General features: G+C 52.7%; 21 protein-coding genes, 2 tRNA genes and 1 pseudogene. 5 read left to right on the top strand and 19 right to left on the bottom strand.

Annotation, left to right across the window (positions count from 1 at the left end):
* The first annotated feature begins 122 nt into the window (after positions 1–122).
* Genes PUR_RS09900 through PUR_RS09890 form a run of 3 tightly spaced genes read left to right on the top strand, consistent with a single transcriptional unit; the run spans position 123 to position 3,909 of the window.
* Entirely contained in the window at positions 123–743 is a 621-nt protein-coding gene (locus PUR_RS09900) for a nucleotide exchange factor GrpE (protein WP_179035098.1), read from the top strand.
* Positions 740–2,623 carry an Hsp70 family protein gene (locus PUR_RS09895; RefSeq protein WP_179035097.1) on the top strand — a complete coding sequence of 628 codons (1,884 nt, stop codon included), beginning with the start codon at positions 740–742 and terminating at the stop codon, positions 2,621–2,623. The genes PUR_RS09900 and PUR_RS09895 overlap by 4 nt, the downstream gene beginning before the upstream one ends.
* Positions 2,624–2,637: 14 nt before the next feature.
* Positions 2,638–3,909, top strand: a complete 1,272-nt coding sequence (locus tag PUR_RS09890; RefSeq protein ID WP_179035096.1) for a J domain-containing protein — start codon at positions 2,638–2,640, stop codon at positions 3,907–3,909.
* A gap of 1,026 nt (positions 3,910–4,935) precedes the next feature.
* On the opposite strand, the pseudogene tnpA reads toward PUR_RS09890, so the two are convergent.
* From tnpA to nrdR, 6 genes and pseudogenes are all read right to left on the bottom strand, one after another.
* A pseudogene (gene tnpA / locus PUR_RS09885) lies at positions 4,936–5,106 on the bottom strand (IS200/IS605 family transposase); the annotation flags it as partial.
* A 122-nt stretch (positions 5,107–5,228) separates the two neighbouring features.
* Positions 5,229–5,852 carry a hypothetical protein gene (locus PUR_RS09880; RefSeq protein WP_179035095.1) on the bottom strand — a complete coding sequence of 208 codons (624 nt, stop codon included), beginning with the start codon at positions 5,850–5,852 and terminating at the stop codon, positions 5,229–5,231.
* Positions 5,852–6,007 carry a hypothetical protein gene (locus PUR_RS09875; RefSeq protein ID WP_179035094.1) on the bottom strand — a complete coding sequence of 52 codons (156 nt, stop codon included), beginning with the start codon at positions 6,005–6,007 and terminating at the stop codon, positions 5,852–5,854. Before PUR_RS09875 ends, PUR_RS09880 begins: the two co-directional genes overlap by 1 nt.
* A gap of 186 nt (positions 6,008–6,193) precedes the next feature.
* A tRNA-Lys gene (locus PUR_RS09870) sits at positions 6,194–6,266 on the bottom strand.
* Positions 6,267–6,280: 14 nt separating this feature from the next.
* A tRNA-Ala gene (locus PUR_RS09865) sits at positions 6,281–6,356 on the bottom strand.
* Positions 6,357–6,555: 199 nt separating this feature from the next.
* Entirely contained in the window at positions 6,556–7,032 is a 477-nt protein-coding gene (gene nrdR / locus PUR_RS09860) for a transcriptional regulator NrdR (protein WP_179035093.1), read from the bottom strand.
* A 126-nt stretch (positions 7,033–7,158) separates the two neighbouring features.
* Between nrdR and PUR_RS09855 the strand changes: the two genes are divergently transcribed.
* Positions 7,159–7,389, top strand: coding sequence for an alpha/beta-type small acid-soluble spore protein (locus PUR_RS09855; protein WP_179035092.1), 231 nt, complete (start codon positions 7,159–7,161; stop codon positions 7,387–7,389).
* An 83-nt stretch (positions 7,390–7,472) separates the two neighbouring features.
* Here the strand turns inward: PUR_RS09855 and PUR_RS09850 are convergent, their stop codons facing one another.
* From PUR_RS09850 to PUR_RS09795, 12 genes are all read right to left on the bottom strand, one after another.
* Positions 7,473–8,039, bottom strand: a complete 567-nt coding sequence (locus PUR_RS09850; RefSeq protein ID WP_179037838.1) for a lytic transglycosylase domain-containing protein — start codon at positions 8,037–8,039, stop codon at positions 7,473–7,475.
* On the bottom strand, positions 8,036–8,635 hold the full coding sequence (gene coaE / locus PUR_RS09845; RefSeq protein WP_179035091.1) for a dephospho-CoA kinase: 600 nt from the start codon (positions 8,633–8,635) through the stop codon (positions 8,036–8,038). The genes PUR_RS09850 and coaE overlap by 4 nt, the downstream gene beginning before the upstream one ends.
* A gap of 9 nt (positions 8,636–8,644) precedes the next feature.
* A complete protein-coding gene (locus tag PUR_RS09840; protein ID WP_232101794.1) occupies positions 8,645–9,364 on the bottom strand; it encodes a manganese efflux pump in 720 nt (239 codons plus the stop codon).
* Between the two features lie 178 nt (positions 9,365–9,542).
* The gene (gene mutM, locus PUR_RS09835; RefSeq protein ID WP_179035089.1) at positions 9,543–10,379 is read right to left on the bottom strand and encodes a DNA-formamidopyrimidine glycosylase; all 837 of its coding nucleotides are present in this window, start codon (positions 10,377–10,379) and stop codon (positions 9,543–9,545) included.
* A 52-nt stretch (positions 10,380–10,431) separates the two neighbouring features.
* Positions 10,432–13,089 (bottom strand): DNA polymerase I, encoded by a 2,658-nt coding sequence (gene polA / locus PUR_RS09830; RefSeq protein ID WP_179035088.1) that lies wholly within the window; start codon positions 13,087–13,089, stop codon positions 10,432–10,434.
* Between the two features lie 284 nt (positions 13,090–13,373).
* A complete protein-coding gene (gene phoU / locus PUR_RS09825; protein WP_179035087.1) occupies positions 13,374–14,033 on the bottom strand; it encodes a phosphate signaling complex protein PhoU in 660 nt (219 codons plus the stop codon).
* Positions 14,034–14,109: 76 nt separating this feature from the next.
* Complete coding sequence (pstB, locus tag PUR_RS09820; RefSeq protein WP_232101793.1) at positions 14,110–14,889, bottom strand: phosphate ABC transporter ATP-binding protein PstB; 780 nt, start codon at positions 14,887–14,889, stop codon at positions 14,110–14,112.
* A gap of 77 nt (positions 14,890–14,966) precedes the next feature.
* Positions 14,967–16,247 (bottom strand): methyl-accepting chemotaxis protein, encoded by a 1,281-nt coding sequence (locus tag PUR_RS09815; protein ID WP_179035085.1) that lies wholly within the window; start codon positions 16,245–16,247, stop codon positions 14,967–14,969.
* Positions 16,248–16,386: 139 nt separating this feature from the next.
* Positions 16,387–17,115, bottom strand: coding sequence for a response regulator transcription factor (locus PUR_RS09810; RefSeq protein ID WP_179035084.1), 729 nt, complete (start codon positions 17,113–17,115; stop codon positions 16,387–16,389).
* A 145-nt stretch (positions 17,116–17,260) separates the two neighbouring features.
* The gene (pnpS, locus tag PUR_RS09805; protein ID WP_179035083.1) at positions 17,261–19,057 is read right to left on the bottom strand and encodes a two-component system histidine kinase PnpS; all 1,797 of its coding nucleotides are present in this window, start codon (positions 19,055–19,057) and stop codon (positions 17,261–17,263) included.
* Positions 19,058–19,249: 192 nt separating this feature from the next.
* Positions 19,250–20,851 carry a fumarate hydratase gene (locus PUR_RS09800; RefSeq protein ID WP_179037837.1) on the bottom strand — a complete coding sequence of 534 codons (1,602 nt, stop codon included), beginning with the start codon at positions 20,849–20,851 and terminating at the stop codon, positions 19,250–19,252.
* Between the two features lie 115 nt (positions 20,852–20,966).
* The gene (locus PUR_RS09795) at positions 20,967–22,253 is read right to left on the bottom strand and encodes an amidohydrolase (protein ID WP_179035082.1); all 1,287 of its coding nucleotides are present in this window, start codon (positions 22,251–22,253) and stop codon (positions 20,967–20,969) included.
* A gap of 130 nt (positions 22,254–22,383) precedes the next feature.
* Here PUR_RS09795 and PUR_RS09790 point away from each other — a divergent pair, with 130 nt between their 5' ends.
* Positions 22,384–23,373 carry a MerR family transcriptional regulator gene (locus tag PUR_RS09790; protein ID WP_179035081.1) on the top strand — a complete coding sequence of 330 codons (990 nt, stop codon included), beginning with the start codon at positions 22,384–22,386 and terminating at the stop codon, positions 23,371–23,373.
* Positions 23,374–23,527: 154 nt separating this feature from the next.
* Here PUR_RS09790 and thiH read toward each other — a convergent pair whose 3' ends face one another.
* Entirely contained in the window at positions 23,528–24,646 is a 1,119-nt protein-coding gene (gene thiH / locus PUR_RS09785) for a 2-iminoacetate synthase ThiH (protein WP_179035080.1), read from the bottom strand.
* Positions 24,647–24,656: the final 10 nt, after the last annotated feature.

Here is a 24,656-nt window from a genome sequence, read left to right as displayed (position 1 = left end):
TTATAAATCAAAGCTCGTTTTAAGCTCCTGAAATAAGTATAATTTATTAATGGACTGACTTAAATCAAGGAGGATATCGCTGCGGTATTTTATACTTCACTAAACCTCAGGGGAGGCATACTATGTGGTTCGGCAAACGTTTTGATGCTGTGCGGGCAGATCTGCAGGATTTTCGAAGTTCTTTAGAGCGCTCGGCCGCAGAAGCGGATGGACAATTGAAGGGCATTGGCGAGCAGGGCAGCAAACTGGCCCGGCTTACTTATAAGAATGGAAAAGATACAACCGACAAGTTGGAACGCCTGAGCATTCTGCTGGAGCGGCAGGAGTCAGGATGGAAAGTCGCTTTCGAGCAGGAGCAAGAACTGCGGGAGCAGAACGCTGCAGCGCTGCAATCTGCGGCTGGAGCCATGATCGGCTGGCTTGATGATCTGGACGCCATCATAGCCGGGCGGAGCAGGCAGGAAACCGCCCATACTGATGGCTGGGAGCAGTTGACACGGCACTGGCAGGAGCAGATGCTCGGCCAATTGTCCCTGTTGGGCTACAAGGAAATTCAGGTGCTGGGCAGCATGTTCGATCCCACCTTATGTGAGGCGGTTGGCACGGTTCCCTACTCGCCGGATTCCCCTTCCATCTTTCCCTACCAGATTAAGTCCGTCTTAAGAAGAGGTTATCGGTTGGACGATGGTAGCCTGTTTCGCAAAGCGCAAGTAATTACGATATCCAAGGAGGGTATGAAATGAACCAGGAACATACCAGCCGCCCTGTCGTAGGTATCGACCTAGGGACAACCAATTCGGCCATAGGTTACATACGCGGCGGCAAGCCGAAGCTTATCGCGGCGACAAACGGACAATCTCTGCTGCCTTCTGTTGTGCTGATTGATCCGAAAGGAACAGTCATCGTGGGGCAGAATGCCAAAGACGCGCTGGTGGCCATGCCGGACCGCTCCATTGCAGCGGTCAAAAGAAAAATGGGTTCTAATGAGGAGATCGTCCTGGCGGGTCAAACGTTCACCCCAGAGGAAATATCGGCTTTTATTCTCAAGGAGATGAAACGACGGGCCGATGAGTTGTACGGAGAAGGGGAAATAGAAGCTGTCATTACCGTACCGGCCTATTTCACCGATGAGCAGCGCAGGGCAACAAAGCGGGCCGGTGAACTGGCCGGCTTTATGGTCGAGCGCATTATCAACGAGCCCACGGCCGCGGCACTCTCCTTTGGTCTGGATCATCTGCAGGAGGACGGCAATTTTCTAGTATACGATCTGGGCGGCGGTACCTTTGATGTTTCTATCGTGGAGATGTTCAGCGGCGTGCTGGAAGTAAAGGCCTCTTCAGGCGACCGCATGTTAGGCGGGGAAGACTTCGATTGGCGGCTGGTGAACTGGTTCGCGGAGCAGATCCTTGCCGAGCATGGCATTGACCCACGTCTCGATATACGGGGCAAGGCGATGTTGAAGGAAGAGGCAGAGCGGGTTAAAATTGCCCTCAGTACCGAAAATACCGTCTCTGTTTCGTTGCCTCTCGTTACCGTAAAAGACAATCATCCGGTAGGATTGGCGGTGGAAGTAACCCGTTCACAGTTCGTCGCACTGATTGAAGATCTAATTGCCCAGACGATGGAACGGATGAGCGAGGTCATCAAGGATGCGGAACTGTCCGTCAAGGATATCGACGAGGTGCTGCTGGTCGGCGGCTCGACCCGTATTCCATTGGTCAGAGACACAATTTCCGCCTTGCTCGGCATCGTCCCCCGTTCCGATGTCCATCCGGATGAAGCTGTAGCGCTAGGCGCCGCCGTGCAGGCGGGCTTGAAATCCGGCTTGCTCTCAGAAAGCGGGCTGATTGCCACCGATGTGGCTCCCTTCTCCATGGGCATTGCCGTTCTTGCCGAAAAGTCCGGGGGAAGGACGCGTCCCGGAGAATTTTCGCCAATTATTGGTAGAAATACTGTGATTCCGGTAACACGTTCACAGAAATTTTATACTTCGGCTTTGGGCCAAACCGCAGTCGCAATCGAAGTTTACCAGGGCGAGCATGAATGGGTTAAGTATAATCACAGGCTAGGCGAATTTATGATGGAGGGTATTCCGGAAAATTGGAAAGGTCAGGAAGCGGTCGAAGTCACCTTCCGCTACAATCTGAACGGAATTCTGGAGGTAACGGCGCGCAGCGTTAGCTCCGGAGAGGAGATGTCCATTACACTGCAGGATGCTCTGAACCGCAATAACCGCCGGGAGTTTGAGGAAAGCGTCCAGCGGCTGCAGGAGCTGTGGGAGAATGTTCCTCAGGCCTCGGAAGATGATGAGAACCTTGAGGATGCCTCTTTATTTGATCCGGAAGACTGGGACTTGCTGTCGGATATTCCCGGCGATCTGGACGAGTTGGATGAAAATTGGGATGTGTCCGAAGACGATGAAGCGCCAACGATGCTGCACGAGGATGGCAAACTGCTGATGCAGCAGGCGCGCAAAACGTTGGCCGGTATGGAGTCAGGACAACAAGCAAAGCTGATTGACACCATTCAAGAGCTGGAACAGGCTTTGCAGGAAGAAGATGTGGACAAGCTAAAACATGTTATGGAACGTGTAACCGATCTACTCATTGATGCGGAGTTTTAAAGGAGGCTGGAACTATGGACAAAACATCATCGGCGCAAAGAACAGGAGCCGGGCGAAGCCGCAAACAAGGTGCTCCCGCCCCCATAAATCACTACAAGGTATTGGGCGTAAGGGTTAATGCTACGCCTAAATCGATCAAGGAAGGGTATTTCGCCAAGGTGAAGGAATTCCCCCCGGAACGTTATCCGGAGGAATTCCAGAACATTCGTATGGCATATGATACTTTGCGCGATCCCGCCAGACGCGCCGAATATGATTTCACCCGCAAATACGGTGATTCGCTGGATACCATAATTAGCAACGCTGCTGACGCCTTCGCTACAGGAGACTATCGGCTGGCGGAGGAATTGTACAATAAGGCGCTGGAAATCACTCCAGGCCATTCGGGGGCAAGCATCAGTCTGTCCGCATTGTATCTTGCCGAGAACAAGCTCAGCTCTTTTAGCAAGCTATGGAAACAGCTGGAATCATCCATTACCAATCCCACGGAAAAAATTATTGCCGCCACGATTAAAAGCCGCATCCTGCTGGATTATGATAAATATGAGAAGGCTCTGAGCGTTATGCGTGCGTTGGACAAAAAACACAGAGCCTGGCGCAAAATGTATATTATCGACTACGCCGATGCACTGATTTACAACAATCTTGATACGGAAGCCTGGAAGCTTTTCGAAGAAACGGCAGAGGAAATGAATGACGGCATGAGTGAACTCATGGATACAGAACAGGTTGAGGATTCATTCTCCTTCTATATCCATTGGATCATAATTATGTTTGAACTTAATAAAATGCAGTTCTGGAATAAGGTCAAGCAGCGCTTTCGCACCTTCCTGCGTTCCCTGCCCGCCGACGAAGATAAAGAACTGGCTGTGGACAAGCTGCTGGAGCAATCCATGAACCTTTCGGAAAGCAACGCCTATAAGGAAGCTTTGATTTTTGCTGATCTTGCTTATTATGTTGATCCCAAAAATCCGGAAGTGCTGAAGCAGCGCAGCCAAGCCCAGGAAGGAAACAAACTGATTCTGGAGATCGACCGTCTGGTCAAGGATAAGAATATGTTTCCGGGCATTCAGATAAAGACTATTCAATTCTTCAGTGAAAAACTCCGTATGGCGTTTGACGAGGAGGAAGGGGAGATGGCCGATATATTCCCTCCGGATTTCATCGATCAGGCAAGCGGCCTGGAGACAACAGACGCCTTTATGAGGGAAGATATCCGTCTGTTGAAACGCAAATATCCGCATGTGTACAAGGCTTATCAGGAGCATTGGAACAAGTTGATGTAATTAAAAAAACTCCAAAACAGGCACAATGCATGAAGAACAAGAAGCTATCGTTACGGATTAGCCGCTTGTTCTTCTTTATATTTTTTCTCTTGTGAGGAACCTAATGTCTTGAACATTGCTGCAGATATCAAGAATGAAACAATACGGCTGCCAGTAATCAGGTTGCCTCCATGGCCTGAGCCGAGGGTTCGTTACTCCTCGTAGTCTGCATATTACCCTAAATACATCACTCGTCGTAATCGTTTGCAGCCTCTTTTTTTCTTGGCTATAGAAGCTTTCTTGAATACTTCTCGCCAAACAGGGATATAAGTCTGGAGCGCCTGAGTTTCAACCTGCTTTATTTTCTAGGAGCGAAGTCCTTGTTCCGCAAGTCGACCTCTGCCTTAAGAGCTTTAATTTCCGAAGTCACTTTATTCTCTAACTTCTGCTGTTTCCGTAAACCTTTTCCTCCTCACCTGAGTTTCAGCTTATTATTTGTTCGACTTGCTCTTCAAATCTACCGTCTCCAGTTGATCCAAGTAGGTATTAAACTCTTCCAGCATTACCCCTTCCAAGCGGATAGGGGAATGAATCGTTCTTCCACTACTAACAATCTTAGTCTTCCCCTTCTTACTCTCATCCACTCGAATCAAAAAGAGCCCTGGAAATAGTCCTAGAGCTGATCACTTTTTTCAGTATATGCACTATTTAATACTCGGGGAACATTTTTCCGTCTTACCATAATAAGCTATACTGGTGGACCCCCCCCAAAGCCGCCGCCCTTAAAAGCGGCTAATGCTCCGAGAGCTGTGTTAGCGCACGGCTCCCGGAGCATTGTACGTCATTTCTACCCACAACATACCACGAATGAAACCAAAATCAAAACCACCCGTTGGGCGGGTGGTTTGCTCTTGGGGTATAACCCCCTGTTGCCAAACTGCGCCTAAAGACGCTAGCCTGACCACAAATCTGTTCAGGCAGTGTAATTACGGTTGCTTCATTCAAACCCACTGTACTCACATAATATCCTTCTGCCCAAAATTTTCAATTCCCATATTTATACTTTAATTGGGCATGCTTCTCAAAGATCATTAGCGAACTTTCCCCTTTTAGATATCCCATGAATGATGACACTGATATCTTTGGCGGAATGGCTACCAGCATGTGTACGTCATCTGGCATCATATGACCTTCTAAAATTTCTACTCCCTCTTGTTGGTCAAACCCTTGATCCCTCCACCCGCATAGCGGGTGGTTTTTTGTTTCGCGCGTTTCACGCACTCAACTGGCTAAAGCCTAAATAAAAAGCCATCCAGAAGGAAGTGGCTTTGCAGGAACAACTATGGTATTTCATATCCATTTGAAGGATTCATAGGTTTAAAATAGCCTTTAATACAATTAGGATTAATCACACAGACTTGAATATGGTTTCTTTCTCTAAAACCAGCTCCGGGGTAAAGATCTTTCCCTTCGAAAAAGACACCTCTGACTGTATCGTAAGGTCTTTGATTATTTTCCTTATTGTACTCGTGAACAGCCTGAATGACCGCACAGTCAAGAAAGCGCAGAAGTAAGTCTTCACTCTCATTTCCTTGTCCAAATTTGTTTACAGGTAAAGTTGTCCCTAAATTATTCATTTTTAATTGTAAAATTTCATATCCCCGTTTTAGCACATCTAAAGAGTTTTGCTCTAATAAATTCAAACAATGTCCTAAATCCAAAATGGCCCCAATTGAAGCCGGTTCATGAATAGGATTTTTTACTCGATGTGGCTTATCCTTTAACATTTGGGCATACGCTAATGCCCGTTGTGGGTTGTTCTCCCAAAAATAAATCCCTGGACCTAGCCAATCGTAGTCGTTGTCGCTCGGCCGCATCTGGTCGTTATGCAGTAGTATTCTCTCTGCTACGGTATTATCACATCCATGAAACCCTAAAATAAAATTCGGCAAGTTAGAATACATTATTGCTCCTTATACTGTGGCATCAGTTTACCTTCCTTATCCACGATACCTGCCTCCATTAGAAATTTCAACGACTTCTCCTTAGGTTCTTCACGCAACTTTTTAATGTATTCGTCCATACCGGTAAGATATTTTTTGAACTCAGTCGCAATCATGTTCTCCACCCCACCCGCAGTTATATTTATAATTATTAATTATACCATGAAGAAAAGCTGCTTCACATAGGCAATCCTCAATCCTATAAGGTCATTCTTATTTTACACTTTATTATACACGATATCCTTTAAAGGTTGAGCAATTAAAAACAGCAAAAGAACGGCATCTCTGCCGTTCTTTCTGTATGGACTCTCAGGGGCTCGAACCCTGGACAAATAGATTAAGAGTCTACTGCTCTACCAACTGAGCTAAGAGTCCATGTATAAAATATATGGTGGAGCCTAGGGGGATCGAACCCCTGACCTCATCGCTGCCAGCGATGCGCTCTCCCAGCTGAGCTAAGGCCCCATGTATCGAATTCCGATATGTATGAATCGGCTTCTTAGTGTCTTCCGCTTAATCATGTCTCGCAGCCGACTTCTATATCATATAAAATTATCGGACGTGTGTCAACAGTTATTTTAAAATAACATTCAGTCGGAAAGTACCGGATTGTAATCCTGTGGAGTAAGGAGAATACGGAGCGGACAAACTGTAGAGCCTGGGCTTACAGTCCGTCCGTCTCCGAAGGATTTTTGGACAGGAGCGCCTTCAGTTCCTTCATAAACATATTGATGTCTTTGAACTGGCGGTACACGGACGCGAAGCGGACGTAGGCGACCTCATCCACCGGATAGAGCTGCTCCATTACAAGTTCGCCGATCTGCTGGCTATCTACCTCGGCTACAGCAATGCCGCGCAGCGATTTCTCGACCTCGGAGACGATCACTTCAAGCCGTTCGACGGATACCGGGCGTTTTTCGCAGGCGCGGATCAGGCCGCGCAGTATTTTGTCGCGGCTGAACTCTTCGCGGCTGCCGTCCTTTTTAATGACGATCAGCGGAGTCTCCTCCACCATCTCAAATGTGGTGAAGCGCCGGCTGCACCGCTCGCACTCGCGCCTGCGGCGGATCGATTTATTTTCATTGGCTGGACGTGAATCGAGCACTTTGGTGTTGGTATGATCGCAGTATGGGCATTTCATGATCTGATCACTTCCTTTGCAAAGGTTTTGGTTATTATTTTTCCAGAAAACACCTTTAATTATGAGTAATGAATGTGGCAAGTCCGGCACATAATACAGTTACCAACCGATAGGAGGTGAACAGAAATGGCCCAATCAAGCAATGGTAGCTCCAGCTCCAATAACCTTATCGTACCAAGAGCCAATGCTGCATTGGAGCAACTGAAATATGAAGTTGCCCAAGAACTTGGTATCACTCTTTCTCCTGATGGATATCAAGGCAATAAAACTTCTTACGAAAACGGTTCGATCGGAGGTTACATCACGAAACGTCTTGTAACTCTGGCTGAACAACAACTGGCAGGTCAATTCCAATAATCTGCCCACATTAAGCTTGCCGAAGAAGTGCTGAACGGTCCGAAGCGGCCTGTCGGCACTTCTTTTCTCGTGCACGGCAGCCGCTAAAAAACGTCCCCGTAGATCTCCGTGTACTGATTGTAATAATAAATGACACGCTGTACATAGTGGCGGGTTTCACCAAACGGAATATTTTTGATATCGTCTTCGCTTCCGTTCCATGAGCCTTCCTTAAGCCAGCGCTGCACCTTGCCGGGTCCGGCATTATAGGCCGCAATGACCGCCGTACGGTTCCCGTCAAACTCCCCAGACAAGGTATGCAGGTACCAGGCCCCCAGCTCGATATTAGCGGAAGGCTCATTCTTGAGCCGTTTCATCGAGACGTCAGGGAGCTTGGCCTGTTCCAGAGCCCATTTGGCCGTATCCGGCATCAGCTGCATGAGTCCTATTGCTCCCTTTCTCGACTCGCGTCCGGTCTTGTAGTTCGTCTCCACCCGAATGATTGCCGCAATAAGATAAGGGTCAACCGTATACGTGGAGCTGTGCTTGCGGATTTCTTCCTTATAATAAATCGGATAGAACCAGGACATCCAGTTGGTGCTAAGGAACAGAATGGCGGTGAAGCCGAGAAATAGCAGCAGCAGAACTCTTTTTTTACGAAGCCATTTCAGCATGGCAGACCCAGCCTGTCCCACAAAACGGCGATCTGCCGCTCGGTGTCGGCCACATCCCCGCTGTTATTGATGATATAATCGGCTTTGGTGCGCTTCAGCTCAATATCCATTTGGGAGTCAAGCCGGGCTTCTGCTTGCTCCCGTGTCATTCCGTTTCGTTTCATCAGACGCTCAAGCTGTATTTCACGCGGCGCATAGACGACCAAAATTCGCTCAAACATATCCTCCTGCCCCGATTCGAAGAGCAGGGGGATATCAGCTATAACCAGGCGTTCGGGCGCTTCCTTCTCCAGTGCCTGCATCCGTTCCCGGGTGATCCGGCGGATTGCCGGATGGGTCAGTTCATTCAGAGCCTTCAAGGCCTCAGGATCGCGGAATACAATGTCTCCCAGCTTGGAGCGGTTGAGCGTCTCGTCGGGGAGCAGTATCCCCTCGCCAAAATGCTTCGCAACGGCGGCCAGCACCTCGTGTCCGGGGAGCATGACCTCCCGTGCAATGGCGTCGGCGTCAACGACCTTTGCCCCTTTCTCAGCGAGAATGGCGGACACGGTGCTTTTTCCGGAGGCAATTCCTCCGGTCAAGCCCATAATCATGTTTTCACCTCATAACAGCTTCAATATTCCTATGGCAATCAAGAGCAGAGCAGGCAGCACCGAGGCGCGCTTCATCCAGACGCTTCCGGCATATCGCAGTCCTGTGTTGAGTCCAAGAACCAGGATACTGCCGCTGAACAGGGCGATCACAAGCGACGTCCAGAGCGGATTAAATCCAAGGAGCGCGGCCCCAAGGCCCGCTCCGAAAGCGTCAAGGGAAAGAGCAATGCCCAACAAGAACGCTTCTATTGATGAGATACTGCCCGATTTATCCATATCAGCCGAAGACGGAGTTCGCAAAATTTGAACGACAATCCCCAGCCTGCGAAACTCAAGGGAAAATACCGCCGATTTCTCCGGCTCCGCTTCCGGTTGTTCATCCGTCAATGCCGGGTATCTTTCACTCTCTTCTGCGCCAGGTCCCGAACCGGCCTCCTCGAACGGCGTCTCTTCATCCTTCTGCATCACCAACTGTACCAATGACCAGCAGCCCATCAGAAGTATGATGACCGCCCCGAACAGGGAAGCGATATGAGGCGAAACGACTTTGGCCAGCAGCGCGCCAACCTGCATCGAGACACACATCACAACACCGGAACAGATTGAGATAATGAGAACGGAAAGCAGGGGTATTTTCAGTTTGCGCAATCCGTATGTAATACCAACACCGAAACCGTCCAGACTCAGGGCAAAAGCCAGCAGCAGCAATGAAAAAATGGGGCTGATCACCCACAATCCCTCCCGTTGAAGAACCCACGCTTCCGTAACCAATGGAAACCGTCGTTCGCAATGTAGCATTCTTCACCCAGTATATGGGCGGGATGGGCTCAGGGTGTCAACCTTCATGAAAAATTGTGAAACTTGAAGAAAAACGGCGCAAATCAAATCTGCGATAAAAAAGCTGGCTTTAGTTTAAAAGAGACGGCTGGCAGCTTGGGCAAAAATGCGTGCCGCGTCCCCCCACTACGCTCTTCTCCACCTTCGTACCGCAGGTGTAGCAGGTCTCGTCTTTGCGGCCGTATATCCGCAGCCGGTGCTGATACGAACCGCTCTCACCCTGGCCGTTCACGTACGATTTGACGGAGGAACCTCCGGCATTCACCGCTTCCGATAGCGTGGCGACAATCGCCTGATGAAGACGGTCCAGCTCATCTCCGGTGAGTGATTTGGCGTTTCTCTCCGGATGAATGCCAGCTTGATGCAGGGACTCATCCACATAAATATTGCCGATGCCGACCACATATGCCTGATTGAGGAGCAAAGGCTTGATTTTTGTATTTTTCCCGGCAACCAGATCCTTAAACGCTTCGGGCGTAAATCCCTTGCTCAGCGGTTCCAGTCCCAGCTTGTTCAGCGGGGGTAGATTGAGATCTTCTCCGGGCAGAAAAAGATCCATAGTGCCAAACTGCCTTACATCCGTGTAGCGCAGTTCGCTCCCATCGTCAAAATGAAAAATAACATGCGTATGCTTATCTAAAGGCTCTCCTGCCGCATGCAATCCGTACCGTCCTTCCATCCGCAGATGGGAGACAAGCACCAGACCGTCGAGCAGGAAGCGCAAAAATTTGCCGCGGCGCTCCACACGCTCAATCGTATGGCCTTCCAGCATGGTTTCAAATATTCGAATATCGTCCGGACGCCGGATAATGCGCGGCAGACGAACGGTGACTTTTTGTATCTTTTTCCCTTGTACCAAGGTGTTCAGTGTTCTCTTGACGGTCTCTACTTCCGGTAATTCCGGCATGATGTCTTCACCTCTACTCCATTATACCGGATAAGCAAGGCACGCGGGACCTTTATTTCGCTTCATACCAGTTGCTTCCGTAACTTACCTCAGCCTTGAGCGGAACAGACAGCTTCAGCGCGCCTTCCATGACTTCGGGCACGAGCTTTTTCATCGTCTCCAGCTCATCCTCCGGCACCTCGAATACCAATTCGTCATGCACCTGAAGCAGCATGCGGCTCTTCAGCTTCCGTTCGAACAGGGCCCGGTCCATATGGATCATCGCCAACTTGATAATGTCGGCCGCGGTTCCCTGAATCGGCGTATTCATCGCTGTCCGTTCCGCGAAGGAACGCAGATTGAAGTTGCTCGCATTGATCTCCGGCAGATAACGGCGGCGTTCAAGCAGCGTGGTGACATAACCCGCTTTGCGCGCTTCCCGGACAATTTCATCCATATAGCGGCGTACGCCCTGGAACACCTCGAAATACTGCTCGATGAACCTTCCGGCTTCCTTCCGCGTAATATTCAGGTTCTGGGAAAGGCCGTAATCGCTGATGCCGTATACAATACCGAAATTAACCGCTTTGGCGGAGCGCCGCATGTTGCCGTCGACCGCTTCGGCAGGCACGCCGAATACGTCCATGGCTGTCTTGGTATGAATATCCATATCATGCAAAAAGGCTTCCTTCAGCCTCGTGTCGTTCGAAATATGCGCGAGCACCCGCAGCTCGATCTGCGAGTAGTCGGCTGCCAGGATCGACCAGCCCGGCTCGGAGGGCACGAATACTTTGCGGATTTTGCGGCCCTCCTCCAGCCGGATCGGAATATTCTGCAGATTCGGGAACTGGCTGCTCAGCCGTCCGGTCGCCGCGATCGTCTGACGGTAGAAGGTGTGCACTTTGCCCGTAGACGGGGCAATTTCCTTCAGAAGCCCTTCCACGTAGGTGGACTGCAGCTTTGCGAGCGTGCGGTACTGCAAAATATTTTGCACAATTTCATGGTAAGGTTCCAGCTTCTCCAGCACCTCGGCATCGGTGGAATAGCCGGTCTTTGTCTTCTTGATGACTGGCAGGCCCAGCTTATCGAACAAAATCTCCCCTAGCTGCTTCGTGGAGTTCAGATTGAACTCCGTGCCCGCGATTTCGTAGATCTGTTCTACCAGACCTGAGATCGTGCTTTCGAATTCCCGGCCCAGTTCCCTGAGGCCATCCGTATTTACGCAGATGCCCTGCTTCTCCATATCGGCCAAAATGCGCGAAAGCGGCATTTCCAGATCATGAAACAGCCCAGACATCGCTGTATCGCTCAAATCCCGCTCCTGCTTCGGCACCAGATCAAGCACGGCTGCGCTCTTGGCAGCGACATGCGCACCCAGAATATCCAACTCCGGCACTTTGTATTTGGCCCCCTTGCCAAATACCTCTTCGTCCGGTGCAAGGCGCGGCAGGCCGTATTTGGCGACAAGGTCGCTGAGGTTCTGGTTGGCCTCGGTCGGGTCGAGCAGGTAAGCGGCCAGCTGCACATCATGCGCTGCTCCGGCGAATGAGATGCCCTGCCAGTGCAGCGCCAAATCGGCGCGGTGCAGGTCGTAGCCGTTCTTCGGAGCATGCTCGTCGGCCAGCCAGCCGCGCAAGCCCTCCGCGCCGCCGCTCTTCAGCAGCTCAAAGGGCACGAAATAATGCCGCGCCGGCGTGGAGAGAGCAAGGCCGATCACCTCGGTGCGGTGCGGGTTCTCGCCGTTCGTCTCGACATGCAGCGCTTTAACCTCAGGAAGCGCGGCTGCAACCTCTTCAAGGTCCGCTTCGCCTGCAATGACGATGTCAAGGTCCACCGCTTCAGAGGAGGACTCTTCGCTCACAGGAGCGCTTCCGCTTAAGGACAGCCGCTCCAGCAGCGACTTGAACTCCAGCTTCGCCAGCGCAGGGCCGGCCGTGTCGCTCTTCAGGCCGTGAAAAGCCATGTCCTCCCACGAATGAGTCAGCGGAACCTCGCGGTAAATGGTTGCCAGCTTCTTGCTCATGACGGCGTCGTTGGCATGCGCCTCCAGCTTTTCCTTCATTTTGCCCTTCAGCTCGCCCGTTCCCGCAATCACGCTTTCCACCGATCCGAACTGGTGCAGCAGCTTGAGCGCGGTCTTCTCGCCGACACCCGGTACGCCGGGAATGTTGTCACTCGCATCGCCCATCAGTCCCTTGAGGTCAATAATCTGCTGCGGCGTCAAATCGTATTTTTCACGAATTTGCTCCGGTCCGTACAACTCGATATCGGTGACGCCCTTGCGGATCAGCGCAATGGTCGTATGCTCGGACGCCAGCTGCAGCATGTCCTTGTCCCCCGATACGATCATCACCTGACGCCCCGCCTCGTCCGCCTGACGGGAGATGCTGCCAATGATGTCGTCCGCTTCATAGTTCTCGATCTCAAACTGCGGCACGCCGAGATCCCGCAGCAGGTCTTTCAGCAGAGGGAACTGCTCCGAAAGCTCGGGCGGGGTCTTCTGCCGTCCGCCTTTGTACTCCTGGTATCCCTCATGCCTGAAGGTAATCTTCCCCGCGTCGAACGCGACGATCAGATGACTCGGCTTGTGCTCCTCGATGAGACGCAGCAGCATCGTAGTGAAGCCGTATACGGCGTTCGTCTGCTGCCCCGCCGTATTGGTCAGCGGAGGCATGGCGAAGAATGCGCGGTAAATGACATTATTTCCATCTATAAGAATCAGCTTGTCCATTATGCACCTCGTCTTCAATTGCTTATCCTTTACATCTTACCACATGGCAATAGTCCCACAAAGTGCAGCATCCGCTTCAAAGAGATACAAGAAGAAACGCCTGACGGCGCCTTTATAAGACGCAAGTACGTTTCTCGTAGAAATATCAGGTTAAGGCATAAGCGCGAAGCTTATACTTTCTGATATTTTAAAAAGAAGAAAGCGCCCCCGCCGTCTGACGGCAGTAGTGCGCTTTCTTGTAAGATATAGTTCAGTGCCTTCCTGGGCTGCTTACATTCCGCTTCCTACCGGTTCAAATCAGGACGCTTGCCCGTCACCAGATAGACTACGCTTTCACCAATATTGGTCGCATGGTCGGCGATCCGCTCAATGTACCGGCCCACAAGCGTCAACAGCATCGCCTGAGAGACCGCGTCAGGCTTCTTAATCATGTAGGAGTACAGCTCGTTGATCATAGCGCTATACAAATGATCGACCTGATCGTCATCCAGCGCCATTTTATGCGCCAGATCCGTGTTCTCGTCCAGATAGGCGGTAATCGCTTCTGTTGTCATGAGCTTTACGATTTCCGCCATCCGCGGAATGTCCACCAGCGGCTTGATCAGCTCCTGACCCTGAATTCGCAGAGTCACCTTCGCCACGTCCAGCGCCAGATCTCCCATCCGCTCAAGATCGCTCGATATTTTGAATGCGACGATTATTCTGCGCAAATCCTTGGCTACCGGCTGCTGTGTAATGATGAGACGCGAGCCGATGTCCATAATCTTTTCTTCCATTGCATTGAGGTGGACGTCAGCCGCTACGATTTCCTGCGCCCGGGTCGTATCGTGCTGCTGCAGAGAAAGCACGGCGCCTTCCAGCGCGCCGATTACATGCTCGCCCATTTCACGCAGCAAGCTGCGCAGTTCTTCAAGGTTTTTGTCAAATTCCAGTCTTCGAATCATAAGTAATGGGTTCCTCCTCGAATCTATAGGTCCTCCGCATAGACTAACAACCGTATCCCTTGAGGGAAGCAGCCTGTTAGCCGAATCTGCCGGAAATATAATCTTCGGTGCGCGAATCTTTCGGATTCGAGAATAACTGTTCCGTGTCCTCCGACTCGACAATTACGCCGTTCAGGAAGAACACCGTCAAGTTCGATACTCTCGCCGCCTGGTGCATATTGTGCGTCACCATGACGATCGTATACCGGTCCCGCAGTTCTTGGACAAGCTCTTCGATCTTCTGCGTTGAAACAGGGTCAAGCGCGGAAGTCGCTTCATCCATCAGCAGGATGTCGGGTTGTACGGCAAGCGCTCTGGCAATGCAGAGCCGCTGCTGCTGTCCGCCGGACAGGCTCAGCGCGGATTTCTTGAGGAAGTCCTTGACTTCGTCCCACAAAGCCGACTGCCGCAGACTTTGCTCCACCAGTTCATCGAGTTCCGCTTTTGGAGGGCTGCCGTGCAGACGGGGGCCGTAAGCTACATTATCGTAAATTGATTTTGGAAAAGGATTCGGCTGCTGAAAAACCATTCCTACCCGCTTGCGCAGGCTTTCCACCTCGATGCCGCCTCCGTAGATATCCGTGCCGCCAATCAGGACCTTGCCTTCGATCCGGGTTCCGGGAATCATATCGTTCATACGGTTCAAGGTGCGCAGCAGCGTTGATTTCCCACAGCCGGATGGCCCGATGAACGCGGTAACCGCCTTCTCCGGGATCTGCAAATCCATGCTTTTGAGCGCATGAAAGGATTCGTAGTAGAGATCCAGCTTTTCTATGTCAATGATGGTCTTCTTTTCTATGTCAACGGTGGACTTCATTATATGTGTTTGTCTCCTTCTCATCACTCTTCGGTACAATCATAAGCTCTGATTGTAAATGCCGGTCCAGAGAAATGTTAACGCTCTGTAAAATCACTCATCGCTTTCAGTCTGCTCTTGACCTCCAAGGCCCGGTCCACACTCTGCTTCGCCAACCGGCAGGCTGTCTCATCTGCCTGCTCCACGGTGGAAACCGCGGATTGAAGGCTTGAGAAGAGTTTCTTAGCAGCCGCTACTTCCTCCGCACTGCCGCTAATATCGCCGGTAGCGGCTCCGGTCAGCTCCGCCGTGCGGGCGGCCAAATCGCCGATTCTTCCAAGCAGCGAAGAAATGCTTGCCGTCAGGCGACGGGTATGATGGGCCAGCGAGCGGACCTCGCCCGCGACGACTTGAAACCCCTGTCCGTGTACACCGGCATGCGCGGCTTCAATGGAGGCGTTCAGCGCAAGCAGCTCGCTGGTCCCGGCAATCCCGCCGATCTCTTCCGTAAGGGAAGCGATCCCTGATACATTTTGGAGCAGCTCCTCAACCTGGCTCCGCTGCTCAGCCATCCGATCTTCCACCCGCAGATACGAGTTATGTACATGTTCCAGTTTTCCTGAGCCAGCAGTGATCCACTGCTCCATCCGGCTGCATTCTGCGCGGGCCGTTTCGGCAGCGGATGCCGCTTCCTGCAGCACCGATTCCATTTCGCCAACATGAACACAGCTTCCTTCCACGGCAAGCCGGCGCTCCTGCTCCGCCCGATCCTGAAGACGGCCGGAAAGCACCATTAGATCCCTTACGGTCAGAACCCCTTTGAGTCTTCCATCCTCCGTTACGATAACGCAATCGTAGAATCGCTCTTCCGTTCGCCGCAAAGCCCGTCCGATCAGTTCAGAAGGCGAGGCTTTGCAGTCCACCATAAGAGCTTCCTTATCCGCAAAACGGGATGCCGGATGAGCATAAAACAATTCGGCCGCGAACCTGCCCGATAATTGGCGGTGAAAAGCGTCACGCATCAGAAGGCCGGCAGGACTTCCCTCCCCGTCCTTGACGACAAGACATGGAGCAGTCGGGTTATCGCGAAATACCGCAAGCGCCTCAAAGCAGCCGAGTTGCTGTTCAATTTCCGGAACGGAGAGGCAGTAATCCGTAAGCGATATGACCGAGGATTGGCCTGACGGTACATCCTTTTCGCTGAATGACACGGTTTCCGTCTGTGCCACCTCTCTTTTTTTCCGCGACACTTGATCATTTTGCCCGATTTCCTTTTGTCTTAGCAAAATGTTGTCTTTTGCCGCCTGACCGGTTTCTCCATCTGCTTCCGAACCGCCGATCCTGTCCAAGTTCTCCTCAACCGAAATGAGTAACTGCACGCACATTCCTCCCGCATTACCTTAATGCTCATAGCGTATCAACCGATTGTCATGAGAATATTTGCTTGCCGTGAAGGAAATGTGAATGTAGGTCGCCGGAACTATAGTTAAGGCAAAAAAAAAGAACCCCGGGTCCTGGTTAAGCGACCGGAGTTCTCTGTTTGTTGACGACCAACTTGTAGCCGACACCACGGATGGAGTCGATATGGACCGATTCGGGGTCCAGTTCCAGCTTCTTGCGCAGCGAACTGACATGCACATCGACCGTACGCTGTCCGCCGATGTAATCGAATCCCCACACGGCGTTCATCAAATCGTCTCTTGTCAGCACGACGCCAGGCTTGCGGGCCAAATATAGCAGCACTTCGAATTCTTTGGGACGCAGATTGATACTCTGGCCCCCCAAGGTAACCTCGTATCGTTCAGGGTAAATTTCAAGCTGCCCCAAAATAATGGTGGAACCTGCCGTCCCCGTGCTAACCGGGGCTTCTTCCGTTGCACCGGAGACCCGCCGGAGCACGGCGCTGACTCTGGCGAGCAGTTCGGATACACCGAAAGGCTTCGTCATGTAATCATCGGCTCCAGATTTCAGACCGCGGACCACATCTTCTTCTGTGTTCTTGGCCGTCAGGACGATGATGGGCGTCCGTATACCCTGGCCGCGCAGTTTGTCCAATATGTCTATTCCGTTCATTCCCGGCAGCATGAGATCCAACACAATCAGGTCAAACTGCTCCTTGACCGCCCGGTCATATCCCGCCGTTCCATGATCCTCATGCGCCACCTCGTAGCCTTCCTGCGCCAGATTGTACGACAGCAGCCGGGCTAGTGTCGGTTCGTCTTCGATGACAAGCAATCGTTGTGCCATATGTTCCCCCGTACTCGTAGTTTTTGACAAGCCTATCGTATCACCAGAATGTTAACCCAGTGTAAAATATTTACGTAAAGCTCTCAAATTCACTTCTGGCTTACCTTCACGCTTCGCAAAACAAGGCGAATAATCTCATTTTAAATCAAATTGTATTGTCCTGCAAAAGCGGCAGCTCCAGAATAAACGTGCTTCCGATGCCAAGATCACTTTCCACAGAAATGGCGCCGCGGTGCAGCTCCACCAGATGCTTGACGATCGACAGCCCGAGACCGGTGCCGCCCGAGCTTCGCGATCTCGCCTTGTCCACCCGGTAAAACCGTTCGAATATGCGCGGCAAATCCTTGCGCGGAATGCCCATGCCGGTATCGGTAACGGTGAATATGACCGTTTCCTCTCCGTCTTTTTCCTGCCGGTTCACAGCCCTTACCTTTACATTGCCGCCTTCATGCGTATAATTGATCGCATTGGAGAGCAGATTGAGGAAAATTTGCCGAAGCTTGTCTTCGTCACCTTCTATAAAGAGCTCCTCCGGCACATCTGCACTCAAGCTGATGCTCTTTTTCTCGGCCACCTTGCTCAGCGTTTCCAGCAGCGAATCGAAGAAGGAGGACAAATGAACCGGTGAGCATTCGAGCTGAACCCGTTTGGACTCGATTTTGGACAACTCCAGAATGTCGCCGATCAGGCGGTTCAGCCGCTCGTTCTCATCATATATGATTTGTAAAAAAGAGTTCGCCGTCTTCTCGTCCTTCACTCCGCCTCCAAGCAAGGTTTCCGCGAACCCCTTGACCGCCGCGACCGGCGTCTTGAGTTCATGCGAGACATTGGCGACGAATTCACTGCGCATTCTTTCCAGCCTCCGGATTTCCGTCACTTCCTGAAGCAGGAACAGCATTCCCTGGTAGGTTCCATCTTGCGTCATCGGAACGCCGTCGAGTCGCACAATACGTTCACCGGAGTTGTAGAAGTTCCGTTCTTCATGAACAGGCTCCCTGCGGGACAATCCTTCCTCCAGAATCCGCGTCAGCTCGTAGTGGCGCTTCAGTTCCCGGAAGGAACGGCCGACCATATCGTCCGCCCTTACATCCAGCATCTTCTCCGCCGCCTTGTTGAGCAGGGCGATTCTCCCTTCCGCATCCACCAGCAAAATGCCGCCAGTTATGTTGTCCAGCACGCTCTGCAGCAGGTTCTCATTATCGCGTATCGTTCTAAGCTGGGTCTGGAGGCTGTCGGCCATTAAGTTGATCGCATTCGCCAGTTGCCCGATTTCATCCTTTCTCTTCAGTGGAACCCGAGCGTCGTAATCGAGATCCGTAATCCTGCGGGCGACTCGGGTAATCTGTTCCAGCGGAGAAGTCAGACTGAAAGCGACGCGATAGCTGACAAAAGCGGCCGCGATGAACAGCAGCACAAGTCCGCCGGCCATAATGATCCAGGCACGGTTCAGTCCTTCTTCAACCGCGTCGAGGCCCATGGACAGACGGATATATCCGTCGAATCCGCCGTTCCCGGACAATACCTTCTTGGCAACATACAGCATATTCCTGTCAAGCGTATCGCTGTAGCGGACCGCCCGGCCGATGCCGTTCTTAGCCGCCATAATTTCTTCCTCGCGCCCCAGATGGTTGTCCATCAGCTGCGGATTTTTCTCCGAATCACCGATGACTTTGCCGTCTTTTGTAATAAAAGTTATCCTGGAATTCGTAAGCTTTGCGATACTGTGAGCCTGCCCGGTGTAGTATTTATACGCGTCGCTGCCGTTCATATCGCGGAATTCCATCGTGCCCGTCAGAAGATTTATTTCCCGGGACATGTTATCCTCAAGCGCGGCGATATGGGATCCCTTGAACAGATGCGCCATTGTAAAGCCCGCTCCGATCATGGAAATGCCGATTAAAGCCATTAGTATAAACGTTAGACGGACTCGAAACGGTCTCATACGGCATTTTCCTCTTTCTTCATTGAATTGGATAGATATCTTCTTATCGTAGCCCGATTCTATTAAAAATACCAGCGCATGAATGTAAAGGGAATGTAAAAAAAGAAGCGCAAGACGGTATACGTCTGCACTCCGTAATAGCATTATAGGGATGAAACCGATTTTTGGGGCTGAATGAGCAACGTTACTGACTCATTTAAATACCGCCTCGCGGAACTGAGCAAGCTTCCCGGCGGATTCCTTCTCAACATCGGCATGCAGGCTGTTGCCGTGTGAATCCATCGTCACAATCGCCGCAAAGCCGTCCACCGTCAGATGCCACATCGCCTCGGGAATGCCAAACTCCATAAAGTCGACGCCGTTCACTTTCTTGATGCATTCCGCGTAATACTGGGCCGCTCCGCCAATGGCATTCAGATAGACGCCGCCGTGTTCATGAAGCGCCTGAAGCGTCTTCGCTCCCATTCCGCCCTTGCCAATGACGGCCCGGATGCCGAATTTCTTGATGATGTCGCCTTGGTACGGCTCCTCGCGAATGCTCGTCGTCGGGCCGGCCGCCTTCACATGCCAGCCTTCCTCGTCCTTTAGCATAACGGGACCGCAGTGGTAAATGACCGCCCCGTTCAGATCGACCGGAGACTCATGGTCGATTAGATACTTATGGAGGGCGTCGCGCCCGGTGTGCATTTCGCCCGACAAGATAACCACATCGCCGACACGCAAGGCCCGGATGTCCTCCTCGCTGATCGGCACCGTCAGCCGGATTTCGCGCGGCCCGCTCTCGGGTGCCGCTTCTTCGTCAGCCAAAGTTCCAGCCGCCGCGCCGGAGCCGCCAACGTGGTCCACATTCGCAGCTGCGGGAGCATCGGCTTCATCCTCTCCTACGGAAATGCCGGAGCCCCGCTCATACAACCATTCCCGGATCGCGCCGCTGCCAGCGTCGATCAGCACGCCTTGGCGGCGGAACGCCCAGCAGTTATAGGCCACCGAGACGAAAAAGCTTGCCGGAAGCCGGTTCATCACACCGACCTTGCAGCCGAGCAGGGTCACTTCTCCCCCGAAGCCCATGGTGCCGATTCCGAGCTTATTGGCATTCTCCATAGTATAATCTTCCAATTCCCGCAGTTCCTCGATTGGATTAATGTCATCCACCTTGCGGAAAAGCTGTTTCTTGGCAAGCTCGTATCCGGATGCCCGGTCGCCGCCGATCCCCACCCCGATAAAGCCCGCGCTGCATCCCTGCCCCTGAGCCTGATAGACGGCATGAAGAATGCACTTGCGGATGCCGTCAAGGTCGCGCCCCGCTTTGCCCAACCCTTCAAGCTCGGCGGGAAGACTGTACTGGATGTTCTTGTTCTCGCAGCCGCCTCCTTTAAGAATGAGCCGCACCTCGACATGTTCTTCTTCCCATTGCTCGAAATGAATCACCGGCGTACCTTCGCCGAGATTGTTGCCGCTATTCCCTCCGGTCAGCGAATCGACGGAATTTGGCCGCAGCTTGCCGCCCCGGGTCGCCCTTGCAATGGCCCCGAAGATATCCCGCTTGATTTGGAGCTGGTTCACGCCTACTGGCGTATGTATGAAAAACGTCGGCATGCCCGTATCCTGGCAGATAGGTGAAATCTGCCGCTCGGCCATGCCGATATTGTGCGCGATCGTCGTCAGCGCCAGCCCCGAGCGGGTAGCCTTGTCTTCGAGGCTCCGCCCCGCGGCGACCGCCCGCCGGACGTCGCCCGGCAAATTGGTGGAAGTTTCCACAATCAGATCATAGATGCTGTCCTCAAAGCGCTGCATCTTCATCAAGCCCCTTCCCGTTCCGGTGTTCTCCTGGTTACTTTCATTCGTTACCTATCATATCATATCGGAGCCCACCTGAAAGGGATTACTTTAAATTCAAAGCTTTATCCGGTCAGATCCCCTGGGCAATCCGCTTGGCACGCCCGGCGGCTTCATGCAGCAGCCGTTCCTCGTCAATCGTAAGCAGGCAGCGATTCCGCATTAAAATTTTTCCGTTTACGATAGTCGTATCTACGTCTGCGCCGACTGCGCCGTATGCAAGAAGAGAAGCCGGTTGATGGAGGGGCTGCAAATGCGGCTTGCCCAAATCAATGAGAATCAGGTCGGCTTTGGCACCGGTCTTCAGAATTCCCGTCTTCCCCTGCAGGTTCAGCAGCTTCGCGCTCTCCTCCGTCGCCATCCGAAGCGCTTCTATCGCAGGCAGGAGAGCCGGATCCCCGTAATCCGCCTTTTGCAGCCAAGCCGCCGCCCTGATCTCCTGAAACATATCAAGCGTCGTCGCACTGCCCGCTCCGTCCGTGCCAAGCCCGACTGTGATGCCCGCCTCTCTCATCTCCGTCACTGGCGCAATGCCGCAGCCGAGCTTCAGATTGCTCACCGGGTTGTGGGAGACGCCGCCGCGCATGCCTCGCAGAAGCCCCACGTCCCTGCGGTTCAGATGAACGGCGTGAGCCAGCAGAACATGACATTTTTCAAACAGGCCGTTATGGTAAAGGTACTGCGCGGGAGTCATCCCGTATCTCTCCCGGATCATCGCCACCTCTTCCTTCGTTTCGGCCAAGTGGATATGCACCGGAATATCTTCTGCTTCCGCAAGGGCGATAATTTCCCTGAGCGGCTCCGGCGGACACAAATACGGAGAATGCGGGCCGAGCATCGCCGTAATTCTGCCGTCGGCCGCACCGTCCCACCGCCGGATCAAATCCAGCGCCTCGTTCATCCTTTTTCCTCCATCGTCTTCGTTAAACACCAGTCCCCGGGTCAAAGCGGCCCGCATCCCCGTCTCCTGCACCGCCCGCGCAATCTCGTCCATATGAATGTACATATCAGCAAAAGCCGTCGTCCCCGAGCGGATCATTTCGGCCATGGACAGCTGCGCGCCCCAGTAGATATCTTCCGGCGTCATCCGCGCCTCGGCGGGCAGCATTTTCCGCTCCAGCCAGTCCATCAGCTTCAAATCGTCCGAGAAGCCTCTGAGCAGGCTCATCGGCGTATGCTGGTGCGCATTAATCAGGCCGGGCATCGCCAGCATGCCGCCTCCCTCTATTTTCTCACCGTGTTCTGCGGTCAGTTCTGTCCCGATTGCAGCGATATTCTCCCCTTCGATCAAAATATCCCCTCTATCCGGCTCTTCCTGCACCATGTCCATAATCCATACATTTTTGATCAAAATACTCATTTCCCTGCGCCTCCCTCTTCGTATGAATGACTCACGACCGAAGGATAAACCTTTCCGCAAGGAGAAGGTCAAGAGCGGCTGTTCTTTTTTTGATATGATAAAGAAAGTTCAGTTGACGAAAGGATAACCTATGAAGATCAAAGAAGTTGCGGAGAGGCTGGGTCTGTCGGCCAGAGCCATTCGCTTTTATGAAGAAAAAGGGCTGATCGCTCCCTCGAAAGGAGACAATCAATACCGCGAGTTCAGCGAGCAGGAGGTGTGGCGGCTCCAGACCGTAATCGCTTTACGAGAGGCGGGCATGAGTGTCGAGGATATCCGCAGGGCGCTGCAGGAGTGGGAAGGTCGGGATCACGAGCGGCTTCAGTACTACCTGGAGCTTCAAAGGTCCGCGCTGTTCGCCAAATGGCTGGAAATCAAGAGCATGATCGAGACGGCCGATTCAATGATTGAAATGGTTAAAAAAGAGCGCTCGCTTCAGCTGGACGATCTGTACGCGCTGGCCGAAGCTTCACGCAAACTGCGGGGGAGCCGCAATTGGGAAGATAAATGGAACTATGACCGCAGGGCCGTCCTCCATGACCGGAATGTCCGCAGCGCCGCCGAGTATGAAGGCTATGAAGAGGCTCTGGAACTGGCTGTGGAGTGGCTGGCGCCGGCACCCGGGGAAAAAGGACTCGATATCGGCACGGGAACCGGCAATCTGGCCGGAAAATTGATGGAGCGCAGCGCAGACATGACGGGAGTCGACCAGTCGAAGGAAATGCTGAAGCAGTGCGGGCTGAAATATCCGCAGCTGAAGACTAAGCTCGGCAATTTTCTGGCACTGCCGTTTATCGATGAGAAATTCGACTTTGCCGTATCCAGCTTCGCCTTTCATCATCTTGCCGGGGAGCAGCAGACACTTGCCGTCAAGGAAATGCGCCGGGTGCTGAAGCCGCACGGACGAATCTGCATTGCCGACCTGATGCTCGCCGAAGGGGACCATGCCCCGATGCCGGAAGAAGACGGCTATCCGTCTCTTTCCGGCCTGCTGGCCTGGTTCGAAGACAACGGCTATATTACGAAACATCGGCGCATCAAAGGGCGGCTGCATCTCGTATTTGCGGTGCCGATCCGCTGAAGCTCTTCAAAAAAACAAGCGGGCTCTGTCTCCGGTATCCGAAGGCGAGCCCGTGTTTCTTGCGGGGGAATCCCGCTTTAAATTGCAGCTAGAATTGAAGCAAGCCAACCTTGCCCTAAGGAGAAGGTTGACTTGAAATCGCGGATTCCGACCGTCAACGAATGGAGCTTTCGGCAAGGATGTCCCAATCCTTGAATACCGGCTGAAGCCCGCTTCGGTATAGCATGTCCCTAATTTCCGGCACGCTGCGGCTGTCCGAAATTTCAAACTGCGGCGTTCCGCCGTCTCCCGTGTGCCCGCCTACCTCGGTAGAAACGCCTGCCGACATTTTGGTGACCCCCAAATGGACAAGACGGTCGCGGAACTCGGCGGGTTCTCTTGTGGACAAGGTAATGCCGGAACGGGGCAGGAACAGCCGATACGCCAGGATGATTTGCACCAGCGCCCGGTCGGTTACGTCCGATTCGGGGTTGAAGCTGCCCAGATAAGGGCGGAACCTCGGGGGAGACAGGCTGATTTCGCAGCTGGGATAACGGTCCTGAAGATACCGCGCATGCATCGCGGCCATGAAGGCTTCCTGCCGCCAGTCGTGCAAGCCGAGCAGGGCGCCAATGTTGACTGAGCGGAAGCCCGCCTGGCAGCCGCGCTCCGGAGCGTCAAGACGGGCGCGGAAGTTCCGCTTCGGTCCTTTGACGTGAAGCTTGGCGTATGTCTCCCGGTCGTATACCTCCTGGAACAGGGTCAATCCGTCCACACCCGCATGGGCCAGCTCTTGGTATTCCTCCGCGGATAGCGGATTGACCTCGATGCTAATGGAGGAGAAATACTTGCGGAGAACCTTCACGCAATCTTTAACGTAACCGACCGGCGAATCCCGGCGCGATTCTCCCGTCAGCAGCAGGATATGGCGAAGACCGGTAGAGGCAATCGCCGCCGCTTCCTTTTCGACTTCTTCGAGCGTCAGTTTTTTGCGCGGAAAGTCGTAGATGGAGCTGAAGCTGCAGTACGTACAGTGATTGACGCAATAATCGGCTACATACATCGGCGTAAACAGCTGCACGACATGGCCGAAATGAGAACGGGTGATACGCTGCGCCTTCTGAGCCATTTCCTCCAAATGCGGTCCAGCGGCAGGTGACAGCAGGGCAAGCAGATCTTCCTCGTCCAGCTTCTCCTTGGCCAGCGCCCGCCTTACATCCTCCGCCCCATACCCCTTCCACAACTCCTTAAAGGGTAAACGCTCCAGGGTCATCAGCGATTCATAGAAACTCATTGATCTGTCC

Origin of the sequence: Paenibacillus sp. URB8-2, assembly GCF_013393385.1 — a bacterium.
Lineage (GTDB): Bacteria > Bacillota > Bacilli > Paenibacillales > Paenibacillaceae > Paenibacillus_AQ.
The sequence above is the reverse complement of the archived record's forward strand: the minus strand, read 5'-3'. Positions and strand labels throughout refer to the sequence as shown.

Coding starts and splice junctions, on each gene's coding strand:
- PUR_RS09900 (WP_179035098.1), top strand. CDS start 123: ATGTGGTTCGGCAAACGTTTTGATGCTGTGCGGGCAGATCTGCAGGAT.
- PUR_RS09895 (WP_179035097.1), top strand. CDS start 740: ATGAACCAGGAACATACCAGCCGCCCTGTCGTAGGTATCGACCTAGGG.
- PUR_RS09890 (WP_179035096.1), top strand. CDS start 2,638: ATGGACAAAACATCATCGGCGCAAAGAACAGGAGCCGGGCGAAGCCGC.
- PUR_RS09880 (WP_179035095.1), bottom strand. CDS start 5,852: ATGTATTCTAACTTGCCGAATTTTATTTTAGGGTTTCATGGATGTGAT.
- PUR_RS09875 (WP_179035094.1), bottom strand. CDS start 6,007: ATGATTGCGACTGAGTTCAAAAAATATCTTACCGGTATGGACGAATAC.
- nrdR (WP_179035093.1), bottom strand. CDS start 7,032: ATGAAATGCCCATACTGCGATCATACCAACACCAAAGTGCTCGATTCA.
- PUR_RS09855 (WP_179035092.1), top strand. CDS start 7,159: ATGGCCCAATCAAGCAATGGTAGCTCCAGCTCCAATAACCTTATCGTA.
- coaE (WP_179035091.1), bottom strand. CDS start 8,635: ATGATTATGGGCTTGACCGGAGGAATTGCCTCCGGAAAAAGCACCGTG.
- mutM (WP_179035089.1), bottom strand. CDS start 10,379: ATGCCGGAATTACCGGAAGTAGAGACCGTCAAGAGAACACTGAACACC.
- polA (WP_179035088.1), bottom strand. CDS start 13,089: ATGGACAAGCTGATTCTTATAGATGGAAATAATGTCATTTACCGCGCA.
- phoU (WP_179035087.1), bottom strand. CDS start 14,033: ATGATTCGAAGACTGGAATTTGACAAAAACCTTGAAGAACTGCGCAGC.
- pstB (WP_232101793.1), bottom strand. CDS start 14,889: ATGAAGTCCACCGTTGACATAGAAAAGAAGACCATCATTGACATAGAA.
- PUR_RS09810 (WP_179035084.1), bottom strand. CDS start 17,115: ATGGCACAACGATTGCTTGTCATCGAAGACGAACCGACACTAGCCCGG.
- pnpS (WP_179035083.1), bottom strand. CDS start 19,057: ATGAGACCGTTTCGAGTCCGTCTAACGTTTATACTAATGGCTTTAATC.
- PUR_RS09800 (WP_179037837.1), bottom strand. CDS start 20,851: ATGCAGCGCTTTGAGGACAGCATCTATGATCTGATTGTGGAAACTTCC.
- PUR_RS09795 (WP_179035082.1), bottom strand. CDS start 22,253: ATGAGTATTTTGATCAAAAATGTATGGATTATGGACATGGTGCAGGAA.
- PUR_RS09790 (WP_179035081.1), top strand. CDS start 22,384: ATGAAGATCAAAGAAGTTGCGGAGAGGCTGGGTCTGTCGGCCAGAGCC.
- thiH (WP_179035080.1), bottom strand. CDS start 24,646: ATGAGTTTCTATGAATCGCTGATGACCCTGGAGCGTTTACCCTTTAAG.